This window comes from Paludisphaera borealis (assembly GCF_001956985.1).
GTDB lineage: Bacteria > Planctomycetota > Planctomycetia > Isosphaerales > Isosphaeraceae > Paludisphaera > Paludisphaera borealis.
The window spans coordinates 393,177-410,718 of the sequence record NZ_CP019082.1 but is presented as its reverse complement, the minus strand read 5'-3'; the positions used below and the strand labels follow the sequence as shown (position 1 = coordinate 410,718).

At 65.8% G+C, this 17,542-nt stretch carries 13 protein-coding genes; 8 read left to right on the top strand and 5 right to left on the bottom strand.

Translation table 11 applies throughout. The features are described from left to right. Positions 1–32: 32 nt before the first annotated feature. The 3 genes from BSF38_RS01630 (at position 33) to BSF38_RS01620 (ending at position 4,262) form a co-directional block, all read left to right on the top strand. Positions 33–2,798, top strand: a complete 2,766-nt coding sequence (locus BSF38_RS01630) for a M16 family metallopeptidase (protein ID WP_210405667.1) — start codon at positions 33–35, stop codon at positions 2,796–2,798. 256 nt (positions 2,799–3,054) lie between these two features. Continuing rightward, positions 3,055–3,612, top strand: a complete 558-nt coding sequence (locus BSF38_RS01625) for a YqgE/AlgH family protein (RefSeq protein WP_076350525.1) — start codon at positions 3,055–3,057, stop codon at positions 3,610–3,612. A 200-nt stretch (positions 3,613–3,812) separates the two neighbouring features. Next, a complete protein-coding gene (locus BSF38_RS01620) occupies positions 3,813–4,262 on the top strand; it encodes an RrF2 family transcriptional regulator (RefSeq protein WP_076343160.1) in 450 nt (149 codons plus the stop codon). 133 nt (positions 4,263–4,395) lie between these two features. Here BSF38_RS01620 and BSF38_RS01615 read toward each other — a convergent pair whose 3' ends face one another. Both BSF38_RS01615 and BSF38_RS30510 read right to left on the bottom strand, forming a co-directional pair. Continuing rightward, positions 4,396–4,869, bottom strand: a complete 474-nt coding sequence (locus tag BSF38_RS01615) for a hypothetical protein (RefSeq protein WP_076343159.1) — start codon at positions 4,867–4,869, stop codon at positions 4,396–4,398. Positions 4,870–5,238: 369 nt separating this feature from the next. Continuing rightward, positions 5,239–5,607: a hypothetical protein gene (locus tag BSF38_RS30510; protein WP_145951926.1), complete on the bottom strand. Its 369-nt coding sequence runs from the start codon at positions 5,605–5,607 to the stop codon at positions 5,239–5,241. A gap of 39 nt (positions 5,608–5,646) precedes the next feature. Here BSF38_RS30510 and BSF38_RS01605 point away from each other — a divergent pair, with 39 nt between their 5' ends. After that, entirely contained in the window at positions 5,647–6,063 is a 417-nt protein-coding gene (locus BSF38_RS01605; protein WP_076343157.1) for an RrF2 family transcriptional regulator, read from the top strand. 161 nt (positions 6,064–6,224) lie between these two features. After that, the gene (locus BSF38_RS01600) at positions 6,225–7,613 is read left to right on the top strand and encodes a carbohydrate porin (RefSeq protein ID WP_076350524.1); all 1,389 of its coding nucleotides are present in this window, start codon (positions 6,225–6,227) and stop codon (positions 7,611–7,613) included. A 211-nt stretch (positions 7,614–7,824) separates the two neighbouring features. Here the strand turns inward: BSF38_RS01600 and BSF38_RS29750 are convergent, their stop codons facing one another. The 3 genes from BSF38_RS29750 to BSF38_RS01585 all read right to left on the bottom strand — a co-directional run bounded on the left by BSF38_RS29750 (position 7,825) and on the right by BSF38_RS01585 (position 9,725). Further along, complete coding sequence (locus tag BSF38_RS29750; protein ID WP_168189287.1) at positions 7,825–8,226, bottom strand: Dabb family protein; 402 nt, start codon at positions 8,224–8,226, stop codon at positions 7,825–7,827. A gap of 101 nt (positions 8,227–8,327) precedes the next feature. Continuing rightward, positions 8,328–8,648, bottom strand: coding sequence for a hypothetical protein (locus BSF38_RS01590; RefSeq protein WP_076343156.1), 321 nt, complete (start codon positions 8,646–8,648; stop codon positions 8,328–8,330). Between the two features lie 24 nt (positions 8,649–8,672). Next, positions 8,673–9,725, bottom strand: coding sequence for a DUF1559 family PulG-like putative transporter (locus tag BSF38_RS01585; RefSeq protein ID WP_237170889.1), 1,053 nt, complete (start codon positions 9,723–9,725; stop codon positions 8,673–8,675). Positions 9,726–9,901: 176 nt separating this feature from the next. Between BSF38_RS01585 and BSF38_RS01580 the strand changes: the two genes are divergently transcribed. From BSF38_RS01580 to BSF38_RS01570, 3 genes are all read left to right on the top strand, one after another. Further along, positions 9,902–12,799: a PSD1 and planctomycete cytochrome C domain-containing protein gene (locus BSF38_RS01580; protein WP_083712617.1), complete on the top strand. Its 2,898-nt coding sequence runs from the start codon at positions 9,902–9,904 to the stop codon at positions 12,797–12,799. Positions 12,800–12,830: 31 nt separating this feature from the next. Continuing rightward, entirely contained in the window at positions 12,831–14,279 is a 1,449-nt protein-coding gene (locus BSF38_RS01575; RefSeq protein ID WP_076343154.1) for a DUF1501 domain-containing protein, read from the top strand. 325 nt (positions 14,280–14,604) lie between these two features. Continuing rightward, on the top strand, positions 14,605–15,924 hold the full coding sequence (locus BSF38_RS01570; RefSeq protein WP_076343153.1) for a glycoside hydrolase family 99 protein: 1,320 nt from the start codon (positions 14,605–14,607) through the stop codon (positions 15,922–15,924). Positions 15,925–17,542: the final 1,618 nt, after the last annotated feature.

Here is a 17,542-nt window from a genome sequence, read left to right as displayed (position 1 = left end):
GACGCGACCGTTTATTTTGAAAAGGTGAAAACATGAGACTGACAGCGCACAGATTGATCATGCCGCTGGCCTGGGCCCTGGCCCTGGGGTCGGCCGTCTCGACGGCCCGCGCCCAGGACGCCCCCAAAAAGGTCGCCACGGTCGAGGGGATCACCGAGTACCGCCTGCCCAACGGCTTGCAGGTCCTCCTCTTCCCCGACGAGTCGCGGCCCAAGGTGACCGTGGCGCTGACGATCTTCGTCGGCTCGCGGCACGAGGGCTACGGCGAGACCGGAATGGCTCACCTGCTTGAGCACATGGTGTTCAAGGGGACTCCCACCCACCCCAACATCCCGGCCGTCTTCAAGGAGCGGGGCGCCCAGTTCAACGGCACCACGAGCAACGACCGGACGAATTACTTCGAGACCCTGTCGGCCACCGACGACAACCTCGAATTCGCCATCAAGCTCGAAGCCGACCGGATGGTCAACAGCCCGATCAAGGCCGAAGACCTCGCCACCGAGTTCTCGGTCGTCCGCAACGAGTTCGAGCGCGGCGAGAACTCGCCCGGCGCGGTCCTCTCGCAGCGGATGGCCGCCGCCGCGTATGAGTGGCACAACTACGGCAAATCGACCATCGGCAACCGCTCCGACATCGAGAAGGTGCCGGTCGACAACCTCCGCGCCTTCTACAAGAAGTTCTACCAGCCCGACAACGCCATGCTGGTGGTCGCCGGCAAGTTCGACGAGAAGAAGGCCCTCGAATACATCGTCAAGTACTTCGGCGCGATCCCCAAGCCCGACCGCAAGCTGCCGACGACCTACACCGAGGAGCCGCCCCAGGACGGCGAGCGCACCGTGACCCTGCGGCGCGTCGGCGACGTCGGCCTGGTCGGCCTGCTGTACCACATCCCCGCCGGCCCGCACGCCGACTTCCCGGCCCTCCAGGTTCTGGCCGACGTCCTCGACTCGCAGCCCTCGGGACGGCTCTACAAGGCGCTGATCGACTCCCGCAAGGCGTCGAGCGTGTCGGCCTACGCCGACGCCGCGCACGACCCCGGCACGTTCGGGATCGACGCCGAGGTCAACACCAAGGACCTGGCCGAGCTTGAGAAGGTCCGCGACGTGATCACCAAGATCGTCGCCGACGTCGCCCGCGACGGCGTGACCCCCGAGGAAGTCGACCGCGCCAAGCGCAAGTACCTCAAGAACCACGAAATGAGTCTGGCCGACCCCAACCGGATCGCGATCCAGCTCAGCAACCTCGCCGCGCAGGGCGACTGGCGGCTGTTCTTCCTCGGCCGCGACCGGATCGAGAAGGTGACGCCCGCCGAGGTCCGCAAGGCGGCCGCCGACTACTTCGCGTCGAGCAACCGCACGGTCGGCTTCTTCATCCCGAGCACCAAGCCCGAGCGGACGCCGATCCCGGCGACGCCGGAAGTCGACAAGCTGCTGGCCGACTACAAGGGCCGCACGGTCAAGAGCGCCGGCGAGGCGTTCGACGTCAAGCCCGAGGCCATCGAGGCGCGGGTGAAGCGGCCCGACGCGATCCAGGGCGTAAAGCTCGCGCTTTTGCCCAAGAAGACCCGCGGCGAGTCGGTGCACGCGACCCTGACGCTCCACTACGGCGACGCCAAGAACCTCAAGGGCCTGATCGACGCGGCCGACTTCCTCCAGCAGTTGATGATCCGGGGAGGCACCAAGAGCCTCTCGCGGCAGCAGGTCCAGGACGAGCTCGATAAGAACTTCGCCCGGATCTCCGGCGGTCGCGGACCGGGCGGCCCCGGCTCGATCACGTTCTCGATCCAGACCCGGCGCGCCAACCTTCCCGCCGCGCTCGAGATCCTCCGCCAGATCCTCCGCGAGCCGCTCCTGCCCGAGACCGAGTTCCAGGTGTTGAAGACCGAGCAGCTCACCCAGCTCGAAGCCTCGCGTTCCGAGCCGACCGCGATCGCCTCGAACCGGATCCAGCGGCAGTTGTCGAAGTATCCTCCCGACGACGTCCGCTATGTGCCGACGCTCGACGAGAACATCCAGCGGACCAAGGACGCGACGATCGACCAGGTTCGCAAGCTCCACGGCGAGTACCTGGGCGCCGAGCACGGCGAGCTGGCGATCGTCGGCGACTTCGAGCCGTCCGAGGCTCTCGCGGTCCTCAACCGCACCTTCGAGGGCTGGAAGGCGTCGCAAGGGTACGAGCGCATCGAACGGCCCGCCCAGCCCGACATCAAGGCGGTCAAGGAGTCGATCGAGACGCCCGACAAGGAGAACGCCGTGTACTTCGCGGCGACCATCTTCCCGCTGAAGGACGACGCCCCCGAATACCCGGCGACGGCCGTGGGCAACTTCATCCTCGGCGGCGGCTCGATCTCGTCGCGGATCGCCGACCGGCTGCGGGGCAAGGGAGGGCTGTCGTACTCGGCCGCCTCGATCTTCAACGCCAGCGCGCTCGACCCCCGCGCCTCGATCATGATCTACGCGATCTACAACCCGTCGAACCTCGCCAAGGTCGTGACCGGCGTCGATGAAGAGGTCGCTCGGATTCTCAAGGACGGCGTCACCGACGACGAGCTGAAGAAGGCCAAGGACGGCTTCCTCCGCCAGCAGGAGATGGGCCGGACCGAAGACGGCTCGCTGGCCTCGACGCTGGCCTCGAACCTCTTCATCGGCCGGACCATGCAGTTCCAGGCCGATCTGGAGAAGGCGATCAAGGGGCTCGACGTCGCGGCCGTCAACGCCGCCCTGCGCAAATACCTCGATCCCAAGAACCTCTCGGTGATCACCGCCGGCGACTTCAAGAAAGCCGCGGAAAAGAAGTAGACCGTTTCGCGCGGTCGAAGTCCGTTGTACAGTGCCGGAGTGGGATCGGTTCCGATCGCGGAACGATTCCACTCCGTAGCGCCTCGGCGAGTTCGAGTAGATCTCCGAGTACAAGCCCGAAGCGCCAGCGAGTGCGTTGGTTTTGCGTTTGCGGATTCAGCGCGCCGGCCGGGAATTCACTCGCCGGCGCTTCGGGCTTGTCATTGCTCCACGGCGGCGCCGCTTGACGCGGCCCTCGATGGAACGCGAGATCGTCATGGAATCACTTCGAGGACGATTGCTGATCGCTTCCCCCAGCCTGGTCGATCCCAACTTCCACCAGGCGGTCGTGCTGATCGCGGCGCACGGCGAGAGCGGCGCGTTGGGGTTGATCCTCAATCGCGAGCTGGAGGTGGGCCTCGCCGAGGTCTGGGGCCAGATCAGCGACGAGCCGTGCGTCCGCGACCAGAAGGTGCGGCACGGCGGGCCGGTCGGCGGCACCCTGATGGCGCTGCACGACCAGCGGCCGATGGCCGACATGATCGTCCAGGACGACCTCTACGTCGCCACCGCCCTGAACGCGATGGAGTGGCTGGCCGGAACGGTCGAGGGCCGGGCGCTGTTCTACATCGGCCACTCGGGATGGGGCTCGGGACAGCTTGAGAGCGAGCTTGAGGAAGGGACTTGGCTCGTCCTGCCGGCGAGCGCCGACCACGTTTTCGGCGACCTCGACGCGTTCGCCCTCTGGAAAGCCGCCGCGACCGACGTCGGCCGACGCGAAATCCAGGGGCTGGTCGCCCCCCGGCACATCCCCAACGACCCCCGGACCAACTGAGGGGAACGCCCCGCGTCGGTCCCGATGCGTCGGAAAGGGGTTTTGACGGCCGCTCCACCCGAGTAAGATGGAATGTCGAGGATTCCGATCGAATCATCTTGCGGGCCAGGTCGAAGCTCGAGAACGTCGTCGCAGGCGCTTCTTCCGATCATCGTCGTGCGTGGCCGGCTCGACCCAACTCAAAGTCAAAGAGCCTTGGAATGACCGTCTCGGCCAAATGCTACTACGCCTTGAGAGCGATCTACGCGCTCTCCGAACACAAGACCACCACGCCGCTGAAGGCCAACGAGATCGCCGAGCAGCAGCACATCCCCATCAAGTTTTTGGAAGCCATCCTCAGCCAGTTGAAGGGGGGCGGCTTCGTCAACAGCCGCCGGGGCGCCGAAGGGGGCTATTTGCTCGCCCGCGCGCCCGAGACCATCACGATCGGGATGGTCATCCGGTTCATCGACGGCCCCGTCGCGCCCGTCGACTGCGTCAGCCAGTCGCGACCGAAGCAGTGCGAGTATCCGGGCAACTGCCCGTTCTTCGGCTTCTGGGGGCGAGTCCGCCAGGCCATCGCCGACGTCGTCGACCAGACCACGTTCGCCGACCTCGTGAAGGAAAACCACGCTCTCGGATATCTCTACGTCGCCGATTGGACCATCTAGCCCGGACTTCGACCGGCCCGCAAACTCGATCGTTCCCAAATCGACCGACGCCGTCGCCCCCCTCGAATCGCGCGAGCGGGGCGACGGCGTCGGTTTCGTTACGGTCGACGAGACGAATCGCGTCGAGCGGCGATCAGCAGCTGCAGCAGACCGGCATGTTGTTCATGCAAACGCAGCAGACGCAGCCGGCCTTGCTCATGGCCATCATGCAGTCGCAGCAGGCCTGGATCATCTTGCAGCATTCGGCGTCGCCGCTGGTGCAGGTGATGCAGACGCCGTCTTCGGTCATCTCGCACTTGCACATGCCCATGGCCATGTTGCAGCAGCACATCATCATGCCGTTCATCATCATGCAACAGCTGCACATGCCGCCGGCCATCATGTTGCAGAGGTTCTGCATCATCGTGGCGCTCATCTTGTCTTCGCTCTTGCAGACCATCTTCATGCCGCCGGGGCACTTCTCCATGGTGATCGTGCAGCGAGGGACCATCATCCACTGCTGGCCGGTCGGCATCGAGGCGCCCGTCGGCATCCCCGTCGCGCCCATCCCCATGCCCATGCCCGTCATGCCCATGCCGGCCCGTTCCATCATCATCGCGCTGGTCATCGTGGTAACTCCCGTTCGTGTGTAACTCGGCCTCGTCGATTCGGAGCCCAGCCTTTTTCGGCCCCCACTCCACTCACTAATAACGAATCGACAAACTCATTTCAAGCAGATTCATCAAAAAACTTTGATGGATCATGACCTATCAGATCAATTTGATCGGATAGCCAAGATTCGTCCATGGTAAGCTGGAAGGTAAGCTATCCGACCTCTCCGTCGGCGTCCGGGGCCCTTATCCCTATCACGCCAGTCGCCAATCGCCTCCGCTCGGCGCGCTTCCGACTCAAAGCCGAACCCAAACCACAAATCCTTTCGCCTTTGGTATTTACATCGCCCAAAACGGCGTCCGCCCAGGAGTTCCGAGGCGATTACTCAACACCCCCGGCGACCAATCTCAAGAAAACCGATCAGGTTACCGAAGACAAACTTGACTGAGGCGATAGGAATGGTAATCATTACCTTGAGCTTACGAATCACCCACCGAACTTGAGGTCTTGCCGCGATGTCACGGATCTCCTTCCCGGCCCCTTCGAATGCTTCGATCTCGACGGCGATTCTTCCGGCGGTCGCGCCGTCGGGTTTTGCGGTGATGGCGTTTCCGCGAGCGGCGGTCGCCTTCGGGCCTTCGTTCACGCCGTGCGCGGGGGATTCACGGCGGGCGACGCCTGGACGCAGATCTATCGGCTTGCTTACCAGCAGGCTCAGGCGGCCCTGGAGCCCTCGCGGTTTCAGAAGGCTCACGCGCCTTGCTGGAATTGACGACCCGACGAGTCCAGGAGGATGGCCGTGAAGGTTTCGGCGAAGGCGGAATACGCATGCTTGGCAGTGATCGCCCTGGCGAGCCGATATCTTCTCGACAAGCCGGTGCCGATCCGTGAAATCGCCGAGTCGCACGGAATACCCGAGACCTTTTTGACCCAGATCTTGATCCGGCTCAAGGGGGCGGGGCTGGTGACCAGCACCCGGGGTTCGTCCGGCGGCTACCGGCTGGCTCGCGACCCGGGGGAGATCTCGTTGGGGGACGTGCTCCGCGTGATCGACGGCGGCGACCACTCGGCTCGGGCGCCGCGTCGGGCCTCGGCCGTGGTCCTCTCCCAGCTCTGGGAGCAGATCCAGGCGTCCCAGGTTCATATTCTCAATCACACCTCGATCGCTCAGCTCGCCGAGCAGAGCAAGACGCCGGACTGGACGATCTGAACTCCCACCAGCGGCCCGCGTCACGACCGACCGAATCGTTCAAGTTCACGGCGGCCGACGTCGAACTTGAATGAGGGTTGCGGCCCGTCTGTATCGAAGATTCGCCCACGCGCCTCGAAAGCGCCGAGGAGTTTCGGCGTCATCACTTTCGCGAGGTCCGGATGGGTTCGTCCGCTGGTCGATCCAGTATCGTGGCGTCGGCCGTCCTCGCGTGGTCGATGGGCTTCGGCGGGCTCACGTTCGGACAGGAGGGAGGGCCCGAGACGGCGGCTTCGCCTTCCTCCGATCGTCCGTCCGGAACCAGCGTTTACCCGAATTTCGACGCCGGCCAGGAGTCGCCCGCCTCGCCGGTCACGCCCCCGCCGGGCCCCGATCCCTACCCCGACGGCCCGAAGTCGAGCCGGTTCCTGCTGGGCGACGTCTTCGGCCTCCGGCCCACCTGGGAGGAGCGCGGGGTTTCCTTCTATACGTCGTTCACCCAGTTCGAGCAGGGGGTGGCGTCCGGCGGGTTCCGGCAGGCGTTCCGCTGGGGGGGCAAGTTCGACATCCTGGCGCACCTCGACAGCGACAAGCTGGGCCTGTGGGAAGGGGGGATGTTCGATCTCTTCGTCGAGTCGCGGCTCGGCCAGTCGGTCGACGGCTTCGCCGGGGTGTTCTCGCCGACGAACCTGGCGATGTTCTTCCCCGTGCCCGACGCCCAGATCACGGCCATCACGGGGCTCAAGTTCACGCAGGCGATCACCGATCGCACGGGCCTCTTCTTCGGCAAGCTCAACGCCCTCAACGGCGATCGCGAGAAGTTCCTCAAGTACCCGCTGACCTCGCGGTTCTGGAACGGGGCGTTCAACTTCAACCTGGCGCTTGACCGCTACCCGTACTCGACGCCGGGCGCGGGATTCTACACGGGCTGGGAGCGCGGCCCTTCGCTGGCGTTCCTGGTGCTGGATTCGCACAATGCGCCGCGGACCAGCGGGTTCGAGAACCTGGGCCGCAACGGCGTGTTCCTCTACGCCGAGGCGAAGCAGGCGACGACCTTTTTCGACCTGCCGGGCACGCAGACGTTCGCGGGCCTGTACGGCTCGGGGTCGTTCACCGACCTGGCTCCGGCGTCGTTCATCGAGCTGCCGGTCGGGGCGACGCCCTCGCCCAAGAAGGCCGGCACCTGGACGCTGCTCTGGCACACCGAGCAGCGGCTCTGGGTCGACCCCGACGACCCGGACCGGGGCCTCGGCCTGTACGTCCAGACCGGCCTCGGCGACGGCAACCCGAACCCGGTTCGCGGATTCGTGAGCGTCGCCCTCTGCGGGAACAGCCCGCTGCCGGGCCGCGAGGGGGATCTTCTCGGCGTCGGGTTCTACGACCTCGGGCTCAGCTCAAAGGCCAAGAGCCAGTTCCCAGGCCTCCGCGACGAGCGCGGGGTCGAACTCTTCTACAACCTGCGGGTCGCCCCCGGCTGGCACCTCACGCCCGACCTGCAAATCCTCCACCCCGGCCTGGCGCCGGTGGACACCGCGATTGTGTTCGGCCTCCGGATGAAGATCGATTTCTGACGACGAGATTGGATTCCGGCCGACCGAGGTTTGCTCGTGCGTCGCCCTCGAAATACAAGCCCGAAGCGCCAGCGAGTGCATGATTTTGCGTTTGCTGATTCAGCACGCTGGCTAGGAATGCACTCGCTGGCGCTTCGGGCTTGTATTTCGCTCCCCGAGGGCAGAGGGCTGGCGCCCCCCGCTCGGGTGGAAGTCACGGCTCGGCGCTCCGTCAGGGCTTGACCAGGTACGAGTCGAAGACCCGGACCTTCTCGAACTGGCCTTTGGTCGCGGCGAGGAAGCCGTCGTGACGCTCGCTCTTGAGGTAGTTGTTACACGCCTGCTTGCTCTCGAACACGGCGTGCAGCGCGACGTCGAAATCCTTGACGCTGACGTCCTCGTTGGAGTCTTCGGCCCGGGCGCCGACCGAGTAGTACTTCGTCCCCTCGTGCTTGGACAGGTACTTGTCGCACGTCGCGATGAACGCGTCGACCGACTCCTTGGAGTGGTCCTTGAGCGTGAAGAAGACCATGTGCGCATACGGCGCGTCAGCCTTCTTCGAGACGGCGAACGACGGATAGCCCAGGGCCAGGCAGAACAGCACCGGCAACGCGATGTACAGCGATTTCACCATTGTCTCTGATCCCTCTCGTCTTCCAGGCGGATTGCGAACGATGCACCGAAGCCCATGATGATCCGCCTGGGAGCGAATCGCAAGCCGTCGGACAGGCCGGATCATCGGCCCCGACGCTGGCCTTCCATGAAACGAGCCAGCCGCGTCTGGGCGTCTTCCCAGGCGCCTCCCTTCGCCTCGACGATGATCGACTCCAGCGACTGGGAGGCGTCCTCGCCGAGCGAGCCCGCTTCGCGGAGGCTTTTGAGCGTCGTCTGACACTGGTCGACCAGCTTGACCTCGCGAAGCGAAACCGCCGTGTAGAGGGCGTCGACGGCCTTGAACGACGCGTCGTCCCCGCCGATCTGGGGAGGTCCCCAGCAGCCGCAGACCGCCGAGGCGAGAACCGCCGTCGCCAGCGCCTTCCGTAGTCTTCCTGTCATCGTGCTACTTCCCTTTCGTCGCAATCAATAGTCGCCCGGGACGATCTCGCCGCCGTTCCGGGTCGAGAGGGCGACCCAGGTGTAGGGGTAAATCGTCTGCTTGATGAACCGGACCGAGCCGTCGCCCATCAGGACGTTGCCGCCGTCGCCGTCCTGGGAATACATCTCGTCGGTGTGGCCGAACGGGTGGTTCGGGGCGTGGATGATGACCTGGGGATGGTCGCGGACGTCGGGACCGCTGTGCGCGCCGACGAGGTTGCCGCCGCTGTTCGGGTCGGACGGCCACTTCGGCCGCTCCGGCGTGCAGGCGAACGGGACCACGCCCACCCAGGTCGCGTCGGTCAGGTACGACGTCCGCTCGCCGATGAAGATCGTGTTCGACAGGCCGTCGGTCACGCTCGCCGGCCGGGTCCGCGAGTTCCGATAGAACGGACCGTCGATGACGTGGGGCAGGCCATTGGGGAGAGGCTCGGCAACGTCGAAATCGGACGAATAGGCCGTGGTACGGCCCCAGGGCTGGTTGACCCCCGCGTTCGTCACGTAATGGCTGTGCGCGAACCGAATGGTCGGGACGAACTCGCCGCCGTCGTCCGGCGATCCCGAGTCGCCGTTGGTGTAGTGGTGCAACGCGAACCCGTCCGAGCCGCCGGTCGCCGAGGGACACAAGAAGCCCGAAACCTTCGTCGTCGCCCCCGTCGTGTTGTCCGGCGCCCAGCACGGCAGGTTCATGTTGAAGCTCGCGTACAACGGCGACTGCTCCATATAAGGGAGCACCAGCGTCCCCCAGGCGAAGCCCGGCAGGGTGTTCATGTTGCCGTCGGGATAACTCACACCGTAAGCCGAGCCGGCCGCCTTGGGATTGCCGACGTACGCCGGCGGATACACCCCCAGCGCCGATTCGTAGTTCGCCAGCGCCAGGCCGATCTGCTTGAGATTGTTGACGCACTGCGTCCGCCGGGCCGCCGCCCGCGCCGCCTGCACCGCCGGCAACAACAAGCTGATCAAGACGGCGATCACGCTGATCACCACCAGCAACTCGATCAACGTGAATCCGCCCTCCTCCCGTTCCGGCTTCACTCTCAAGGCCCACCTCCACGGCGATCAGGAATCGAAAACTCGATCATGCCAAATTGGCGACAGCGGCATCTTAAATCCAAAATTCCTGTGCGCCAACTCATGTTTTTGGACGCCCAAACATTTTACATCCCCTCATCGCCTTGACAGCCGCCCCGCAAGGCGCAAGGATCAAAGGAATGTTTGACATTCGGAAGGGGCGCGTCATGCTTGGATTGACTCGGCGGAATGAGCAGCCAGGGCAGGGGTTCCGGGATGCGAGCCTGGGCCGGCGTCTTGGTCTGGGGATCGTCGTCGGGCTGATGTGCGTCCCGTGGTGCGCGCGGGCCGACGACGCCGAGGCGGCTCGGGCCGACTTCTTCGAAGCCAAGGTGCGGCCGATCCTGGTCGAGCGGTGCTATTCGTGCCACTCGGGGCAGGCCAAGAGCATCAAGGGAAGTCTCACCCTGGATTCGCTGGAAGGGATGACGAAGGGGGGCGATACGGGTCCGGCCGTGGTTCCGGGCAAGCCGGACGAGAGCCTCTTGATCCAGGCCGTGGGGTATGACGACGACGCGGTGAAGATGCCTCCCAAGCGGAAGATGCCCGAGGCCGAGATCGCCGTGCTCAAGCAGTGGGTCGCGAGCGGGGCGGCGTTCCCCGCGACCGCGACGGCCGGCGCTCCGGCGGCGGCGAAGTCGGGCGGCATCGACTTCACGAAGGCCCGGCGGCACTGGTCGTACCAGCCGGTCCATCGCCACGCGGCCCCCGCCGTATCGAATCCAACCTGGTCGACGTCGCCCATTGATCGGTTCGTGCTGGCCAAGCTGGAGGCTTCCGGCCTGTCGCCGTCGCCCACGGCCGACCGTCGCACGCTGCTCCGCCGCGTCTACTATGATTTGATCGGCGTCCCTCCGACCCTTGAGGAGATCAAGGCGTTCGAGGCCGACCGCGCCGGCGACGCCTTCGCCCGGGTGGTCGATCGGCTGCTGGCCTCGCCGCGGTACGGCGAGCGCTGGGGGCGGCACTGGCTGGACGTCGCCCGCTACGCCGACACCAAGGACGGCGTGCTGATGTTCGGCGACGACCGGGTCCGACCGTACGCGTATACCTATCGCGACTACGTGATCCGGGCGTTCAACGACGACATCCCCTACGACCAGTTCGTCCGCGAGCAGATCGCCGCCGACGCGACGGCCCCCAAGGATCAGCCCTGGCGACTGGCGGCGCTTGGTTTTCTGACGCTGGGGCGGATGTTCGACAACAACGTCCACGACCAGATCGACGACAAGATCGACACCGTGAGCCGGGGCCTGCTCGGCCTGACGGTCTCGTGCGCCCGGTGCCACGACCACAAGTACGACGCGATCGGGATCGCCGATTACTACTCGCTGTACGGCGTCTTCGCCGGCTCGGAACCGCCGCTCGAACTGCCGCTGATCGAGGCGCCCGAGAAGAACCCCGCCTGCCTGGCGTTCGAGACGCAGGCCGCCGCCAAGCGGGCGGAGATCAAGAAATTCATCGACGACCAGTACGCCTTGCTGTCGGAAGAGGCTCGCAAGCGCGGCGGCGACTACCTGGTCCACGCGGCGACGAAGCCGGTCGACCCGCTGGAGACGGCCATCTTCTTCATGTCGCTGGACCCTGACCAGCTTCGCCCGCCGATGATCAGCCGATGGCGGCGGTTCCTCAAGCAGCGAGCGACCGCCGACGACCCCGTCTTCGGCCCCTGGACCGAGTTGATGAAGTGCGCCGACGACGCCCTCGCCGGGCAGGCCGGCGCGATCGTCGCGCGGTGGTCGAGCCGATCGGCCGGGACCGAGCCCGGGGCGCTCAACCCCCTGGTTTACGCGGCCCTCGGCCAGGCTGCGATCAAGACCAAGGCCGACGTCGCCCGCGTCTACGCCGACCTGATCCGCCACGTCTACGAGGATTCCAAGAAAGCCAAGCCCGAACCGGCCGACAAGCCGCGTCGGCAGATCCTCGACATCCTCGAAAGCCCGGACGGCCCCGCCTACTTCCGCAGAAGTCAGACCTCGGCTTATATGTCGCGGGGCGACAAGGACATGTACGGCGGCAAGACCGTGGAGCTGGACCGGATGACCGCCAAGGCCGCCGCGATCGCCCCCCGGGCGATGGTCTTGAACGACGCCGAGGAGCCGTACGAGCCCCGCGTGTTCGTCCGGGGCAACCCCGGTCAACCGGGCGACCGCATCCCTCGGCGGTTCCTCCAGGTCCTGGCCGGCGACGTTCCCCAGCCGTTCACGCACGGCAGCGGCCGGCTCGACCTGGCGAACGCCGTCGCCGACCCCAAGAACCCGCTCACCGGCCGGGTGATCGTCAACCGGGTCTGGATGCACCACTTCGGCGAACCGCTGGTCTCCACGCCCAGCGATTTCGGCGTCCGCAGCACCCCGCCGTCGCATCCCGAGCTGCTCGACGACCTCACCGCCCGGTTCCAGGAGACCGGCTGGTCGATCAAGAGCCTGCACCGGATGATCGTGTTGTCCAGCACGTATCAGCAGGCGAGCGTCGACCGCCCCGACTGCCGCAAGGTCGATCCCGAGAACCGGCTCCTCTGGCGCGCCAACCGCCGCCGGCTCGACTTCGAGGCCATGCGCGACACGCTGCTGACGGTCTCCAATCGGCTCGACCCGACGATGCTCGGCAAGCCTGTCGACGTCGCGGGCGATCCCGCGAACGGCCGCCGCACGGTTTACGGGATGGTCGACCGCCAGAGTCTCCCCGCCATCTTCCGGGCGTTCGACTTCGCCAACCCCGACAACTCGGCCGAGCGCCGGTCGCTGACGACCGTCCCCCAGCAGGCGCTCTTCAGCATGAACGCCCCGCTCGTCATCGAGCAGGCCCGGGCGGTCGTCGCGCGGCCCGAGATCGCCGGCCAGGCCGCCCCCGAGGCCAAGATCCAGGGCCTCTACCGCCTGATCCTCGCCCGACCGGCCGTCCCCGACGAACTCGGCATGGCCGAGGGCTTCCTGAACAGCCGCAACGACGACCCCAAGAACCAGCCGAAGCTCGACCGCCTGGCGCAGCTCGCGCAGGTCTTGATGATGACGAATGAGATGATGTTCGTCGATTGACCTTCCGCACCCTCCCTCAAGGGCGATCGCCATGAATCACGACTTTCGACGACCGATCTCTCGCCGCGAGGCGCTCTGCCAGGCCGGGACCGGGTTCGGCGTGTTCGGGCTGGCCAGCTTGCTGCGCGACGCCGGCTTGCTCGGCGCGGCGTCGGCCGCCGACACGGCCGTTCCGGCCCACGCCCAGACGGCCAATCCGCTCGCGCCCCGGCCGGCGCCGCTTCCGGCCAGGGCCAAGCGGGTCATCCACATCTACCTCAACGGCGGGCCGTCGCAGGTCGACACGTTCGACCCCAAGCCGATGCTCAACCGGTTCGAAGGCAAGATGCTCCCCCAGGGGAACCTCTCGACCGAGCGCAAGACCGGCACGGCGCTCCCGTCGCCGTTCAAGTTCCGCAAGTACGGCCAGAGCGGAATCCCCGTGAGTGAGATCTTCGCCCGGACGGCCGAGCACGCCGACGACCTCTGCGTGATCCGGTCGATGCAGGCGAACACGCCGAATCACGAGCAGTCGATGCGGCTGATGAACTGCGGCGACGAGCGGCTCTCGCGCCCGAGCATGGGCGCCTGGCTCACGTATGGGATGGGGTCCGAGAACGAGAACCTCCCCGGCTACGTCTCGATGTGCCCCGGCCTGCCGGTCGCCGACGTCTCCAACTGGCGGTCCGCGTTCCTGCCCGGCGTCTTCCAGGGGACGTACATCGACACCCGCAAGGCGAAGGCCGAGGACCTGATCGAGAACATCCGCAACACGGTGGTCTCGCAGGGCGAGCAGCGCCGGCAGCTCGACCTGCTGGCCGAGCTGAACCGTCGGCACCAGCGGCAGCGGGCCGAGGACGACAAGCTCGACGCCCGGATCGCCAGCTTCGAACTCGCCTACCGGATGCAGATGGAGGCGACCGACGCCTTCGACGTCGAGCAAGAACCCCAGCACGTCCGCGACATGTACGGCCCCAGCGTCCAGGCCCGTCAGCTTTTGATCGCCCGCCGCCTGATCGAGCGCGGGGTGCGGTTCGTCCAGCTCTTCCACGGCGACGTCCAGCCCTGGGACAGCCACGACAACATCGCCACGGCCCACCGCAACCTGGGCAATGAATGCGACCAGGGCATCGCCGCGCTTCTGACCGACCTCAAACAGCGCGGGCTGTTCGAGGACACGCTGGTCCTCTGCGGCGGCGAATTCGGCCGGACGCCGGCCGTCGAGCTGGTCGGCGGCAAGCCCGGCATGGGCCGCGACCACAACCACTGGGGGTTCTCCGTCTGGCTCGCCGGCGGCGGCGTGAAAGGGGGCCACATCCACGGCGCGACCGACGATTTCGGCTACAAGGCCGTCGAGGACGTCGTCCACGTCCACGACCTCCACGCCACGATCCTCCACCTCCTCGGCTTCGACCACACCAAGCTCACCTACCGCTACGCCGGCCGCGACTTCCGCCTCACCGACGTCCACGGCAACGTCGTCAAGGACGTTTTGGCGTGACGCCGCCGCCCGCACGGCCATCGACGCACAAACACGTCATAAACCAATAGACAACCCGATGTGATCATGATTAGAGGCCCCAGGGAGCGGAGCAGAAACCCGAAGCGGGCGTGGCGGGCGTCCAGCCCGGGGTCTTCTCCCAGTCGCTTGCCGATCTTCCGGTAGCCCAGCAGCGTGAAGTAGAGGCCGCCGCATAATGGGAGCGCCTGACTGGCAAGAGCGCCGAGGAATCGATCGGACATGACTGCCTCATTTCATGAAAACCGGGTTTCGCCCCCGGGGTGATTCTTGCAAATGATAGCACGAAGGCGAAAGGCGCCGACGCATGGTGAAGCTCAATCCCCGATCGTGGGCGGCGACGCCGATCATGCTGGCGATCCTGACGGCCGGCGCGTTCGCGGCGGAGGATGAGCCCTGGCTCGGGCCGTACAACGGGCCGAGCCGGGCCGACGTGGACGCCTCGACGATCGACGGCAAGGTGCTGTGCGGTTATCAGGGTTGGTTCAACACGCCGGGGGACGGGACCAATTTCGGCTTCACGCACTGGGGCCAGCGATTGGATCAGCCGGATCGGGGCCGGTTCACCGTCGACCTCTGGCCCGACGTCTCGGAATATGACCCGAGCGACCTCCGCGACGTCCCCGGCCTGAAGATGCCCGACGGCTCGCCCGCGCGGCTCTACAGCGCCTTCCGCAAGGGGCCGGTCCTGCTGCACACGAATTGGATGCGGCGGTACGGGATCGACGGCGTCTTCGTCAGCCGGTTCGTCGGCGAGGCGGCCGACCCGAACCGCGCCCGGCACGTCAACACCGTGCTCGCCAACCTCCGCGAGGGCTGCCACCGCGAAGGCCGCGTCTGGGCGCTGATGCTCGACCTCTCCATGGGCCGCCGCGCCACGACCCAGATGGTCAAGGACGACTGGAAATTCCTCTGCGATCGGGTGAAGGTCCGCGAGGACTCGCGGTATCTGCACCACCAGGGCAAGCCGGTCGTGCTGCTCTGGGGGCTCGGCTTCAAGGACCGCCCGTGGACCCCACAGCAGGCCGAGGAGCTGGTCGACTTCTTCAAGAACGACCCGAACTACGGCGGCGTCTACCTGATCGGCGGCGTCGACCCGTTCTGGCGCACGCTGCGCGGCGACTCGCGCCCCGCACCCGCATGGGCGAAGATCTATCGATCATTCGACGCCGTCAGCCCCTGGGACGCCGGCCGATATCGCGACGACGCCTCGATGGACCACATCCGCAAAGAGGTCTGGGAAGGCGACCTGGCCGAACTGAAAACCCTGGGCAAGGACTACATGCCGACGGCCTTTCCCGGGTTCTGCTGGGACAACATGCGAAGGACGACGCCGGGAAAGACCATGATCCCCCGTCGCAAGGGGGAGTTCTACTGGCGGCAATTCGCCATCTTCCGCGAGCTGGGCGTTCGCACCGTCTTCGTCGGCATGTTCGACGAGGTCGACGAAGGCACGGCGATCTACAAGGTTTCCAACCAGATCCCCGAGGGGAAATACTTCGCGACCTACGACGGCCTGCCGTCCGATTTCTACCTCAAGCTGACCGGTGCCGCAACGAAGATGATCCGTGGCGACGCGCCCCTGTCGGTGAAGATCCCCGACCCGCTGCCGGTTCCGGTCGAATAATCCGCCTGGCGAGCCTGGGCCGCTTCCAGCAGGCGACAAAATGGGCATCGCGTCGGCCGGGTCCGAATACGAGCCCGAAGCGCCAGCGAGTGAATTTCCGATCGGCGGGTCGAATCGTCATGCCGCCAGTTTGGGACGCCCGCCCCCATGAAAATGGAGTCGGGGATCATGGAACCTCTTGGGGTGCCATGGGTCCCGTACTCGGCCCCCATGTAGGCGAGGCTTGGTCCAGCACGGGGTCCGAGTACGGAATCCGTGGCACCCATGGATCTTACGGCACACGCATTCCTGGGATGTCTTTTTCAGAGCAACAGTCATGACCTTAAGTAAGGTCGAAGTAAGGTCGCCCCACCCCATGAAAATGGAGGTTCGGGGTGGCCAGGGTCCGAATACAAGCTCGAAGCGCCAGCGAGTGAATTTCCGATCGGCGGGTCGAATCCATCCACTCGCTGGCGCTTCGAGCTTGTATCGGGGCAGGCCCTCGCGAGGCCATTTTCAGATCAATCCATTCACTCGCTGGCGCTTCGGGCTGTATCGGGGCATCCCCTCGCGGGACTATTTTCGTTGTAGGGGTGCCCCTCGTGGGTGCCCGGCCGCCGCGGCTGCCAACGCCGATCGGGCGCCCACAAGGAACGCCCCTACGTGTGCTGCCCAATTGCAAACCGCTTGGAACGCCCCCAGAATATTGACTTCGCCGTCCGCCCACGATCCGCCTCAATCATCAAAGTGCGGAGCGCCCCCATGTCGTACACTATAAGTAGTAGATGAGTCGCGATTGCCTGCGCTCTCCGACGAGGCCCGTCCGACCCAGCACGGCCGGACCAACCGCGAAGCGGTGACGAACCAACCCAATTTCGACGGACGGCGATCGGCGGACGTCGTGGTTGGGAAACCGAGGAAACGCGACGATCGAACCCAATCGGACCGGCTGGCCGGGCGCGCCCCAAGGTTGAAAATCGGGGCGATCGAACCCAATCGCGTAGCCGTCGCCGCGAGCCGAAACGGCGACGAACGAACCCAATTTCCGCTGCGACCTCGACGACGACCGGACGAACTCGACAGCACTTATTTCCTTTCCAATATCCAGCTTACGACGAATCAAGACCACCAACCAGGCCGCAAAGACCAACAAAGCCCACCGCGATCTTGAGCGAGCGAACCCAATTTCGCCACGGCCCACATGGGCGGAATCGCGACGAACGAACCCAATCACGGGGCAGGGGGTCGGCGGACGGACGGCGGACGAAATCGCGACGGACGAACCCAATTTTCGAGAGCCGAGGCGGGGCGGAGAGATGGCGAAAACCGCGCGGACGAACCCAATTTCCGAGGGGCGGGGCAGGAGTCGGGCGCGACGGCTGGTGAATTCGGCCCGACAAACCGTAAGATGGAAGAATCTGGCCGCCCCGGGACCGATCGCGGTTCGGGGTTCGGTCGTATCGGCTTCGGTGGCCCGGTCGCTGCCGTGATATCGAATCGAGAAGGAGCATGGGGCCATGGCATTTCGCAGAACATCGCGCCAGGACGGTCGTCCGCCGCGCAAGTCGTCGGGAGGCCCTCCGGGCAAGCCGCCGGGCGGCTATGGAAAAGGCAAGCCGGCGCGCGCCGCTCAAGGGGA

Excerpts from the sequence above, each read along its gene's own strand:
- BSF38_RS01590 (WP_076343156.1), bottom strand. The coding sequence starts at position 8,648 with ATGACAGGAAGACTACGGAAGGCGCTGGCGACGGCGGTTCTCGCCTCG.
- BSF38_RS01575 (WP_076343154.1), top strand. The coding sequence starts at position 12,831 with ATGAATCACGACTTTCGACGACCGATCTCTCGCCGCGAGGCGCTCTGC.
- BSF38_RS01630 (WP_210405667.1), top strand. The coding sequence starts at position 33 with ATGAGACTGACAGCGCACAGATTGATCATGCCGCTGGCCTGGGCCCTG.
- BSF38_RS01570 (WP_076343153.1), top strand. The coding sequence starts at position 14,605 with ATGGTGAAGCTCAATCCCCGATCGTGGGCGGCGACGCCGATCATGCTG.
- BSF38_RS01625 (WP_076350525.1), top strand. The coding sequence starts at position 3,055 with ATGGAATCACTTCGAGGACGATTGCTGATCGCTTCCCCCAGCCTGGTC.
- BSF38_RS01615 (WP_076343159.1), bottom strand. The coding sequence starts at position 4,869 with ATGACCAGCGCGATGATGATGGAACGGGCCGGCATGGGCATGACGGGC.
- BSF38_RS01605 (WP_076343157.1), top strand. The coding sequence starts at position 5,647 with ATGGCCGTGAAGGTTTCGGCGAAGGCGGAATACGCATGCTTGGCAGTG.
- BSF38_RS01580 (WP_083712617.1), top strand. The coding sequence starts at position 9,902 with ATGTTTGACATTCGGAAGGGGCGCGTCATGCTTGGATTGACTCGGCGG.
- BSF38_RS01600 (WP_076350524.1), top strand. The coding sequence starts at position 6,225 with ATGGGTTCGTCCGCTGGTCGATCCAGTATCGTGGCGTCGGCCGTCCTC.
- BSF38_RS01620 (WP_076343160.1), top strand. The coding sequence starts at position 3,813 with ATGACCGTCTCGGCCAAATGCTACTACGCCTTGAGAGCGATCTACGCG.
- BSF38_RS29750 (WP_168189287.1), bottom strand. The coding sequence starts at position 8,226 with ATGGTGAAATCGCTGTACATCGCGTTGCCGGTGCTGTTCTGCCTGGCC.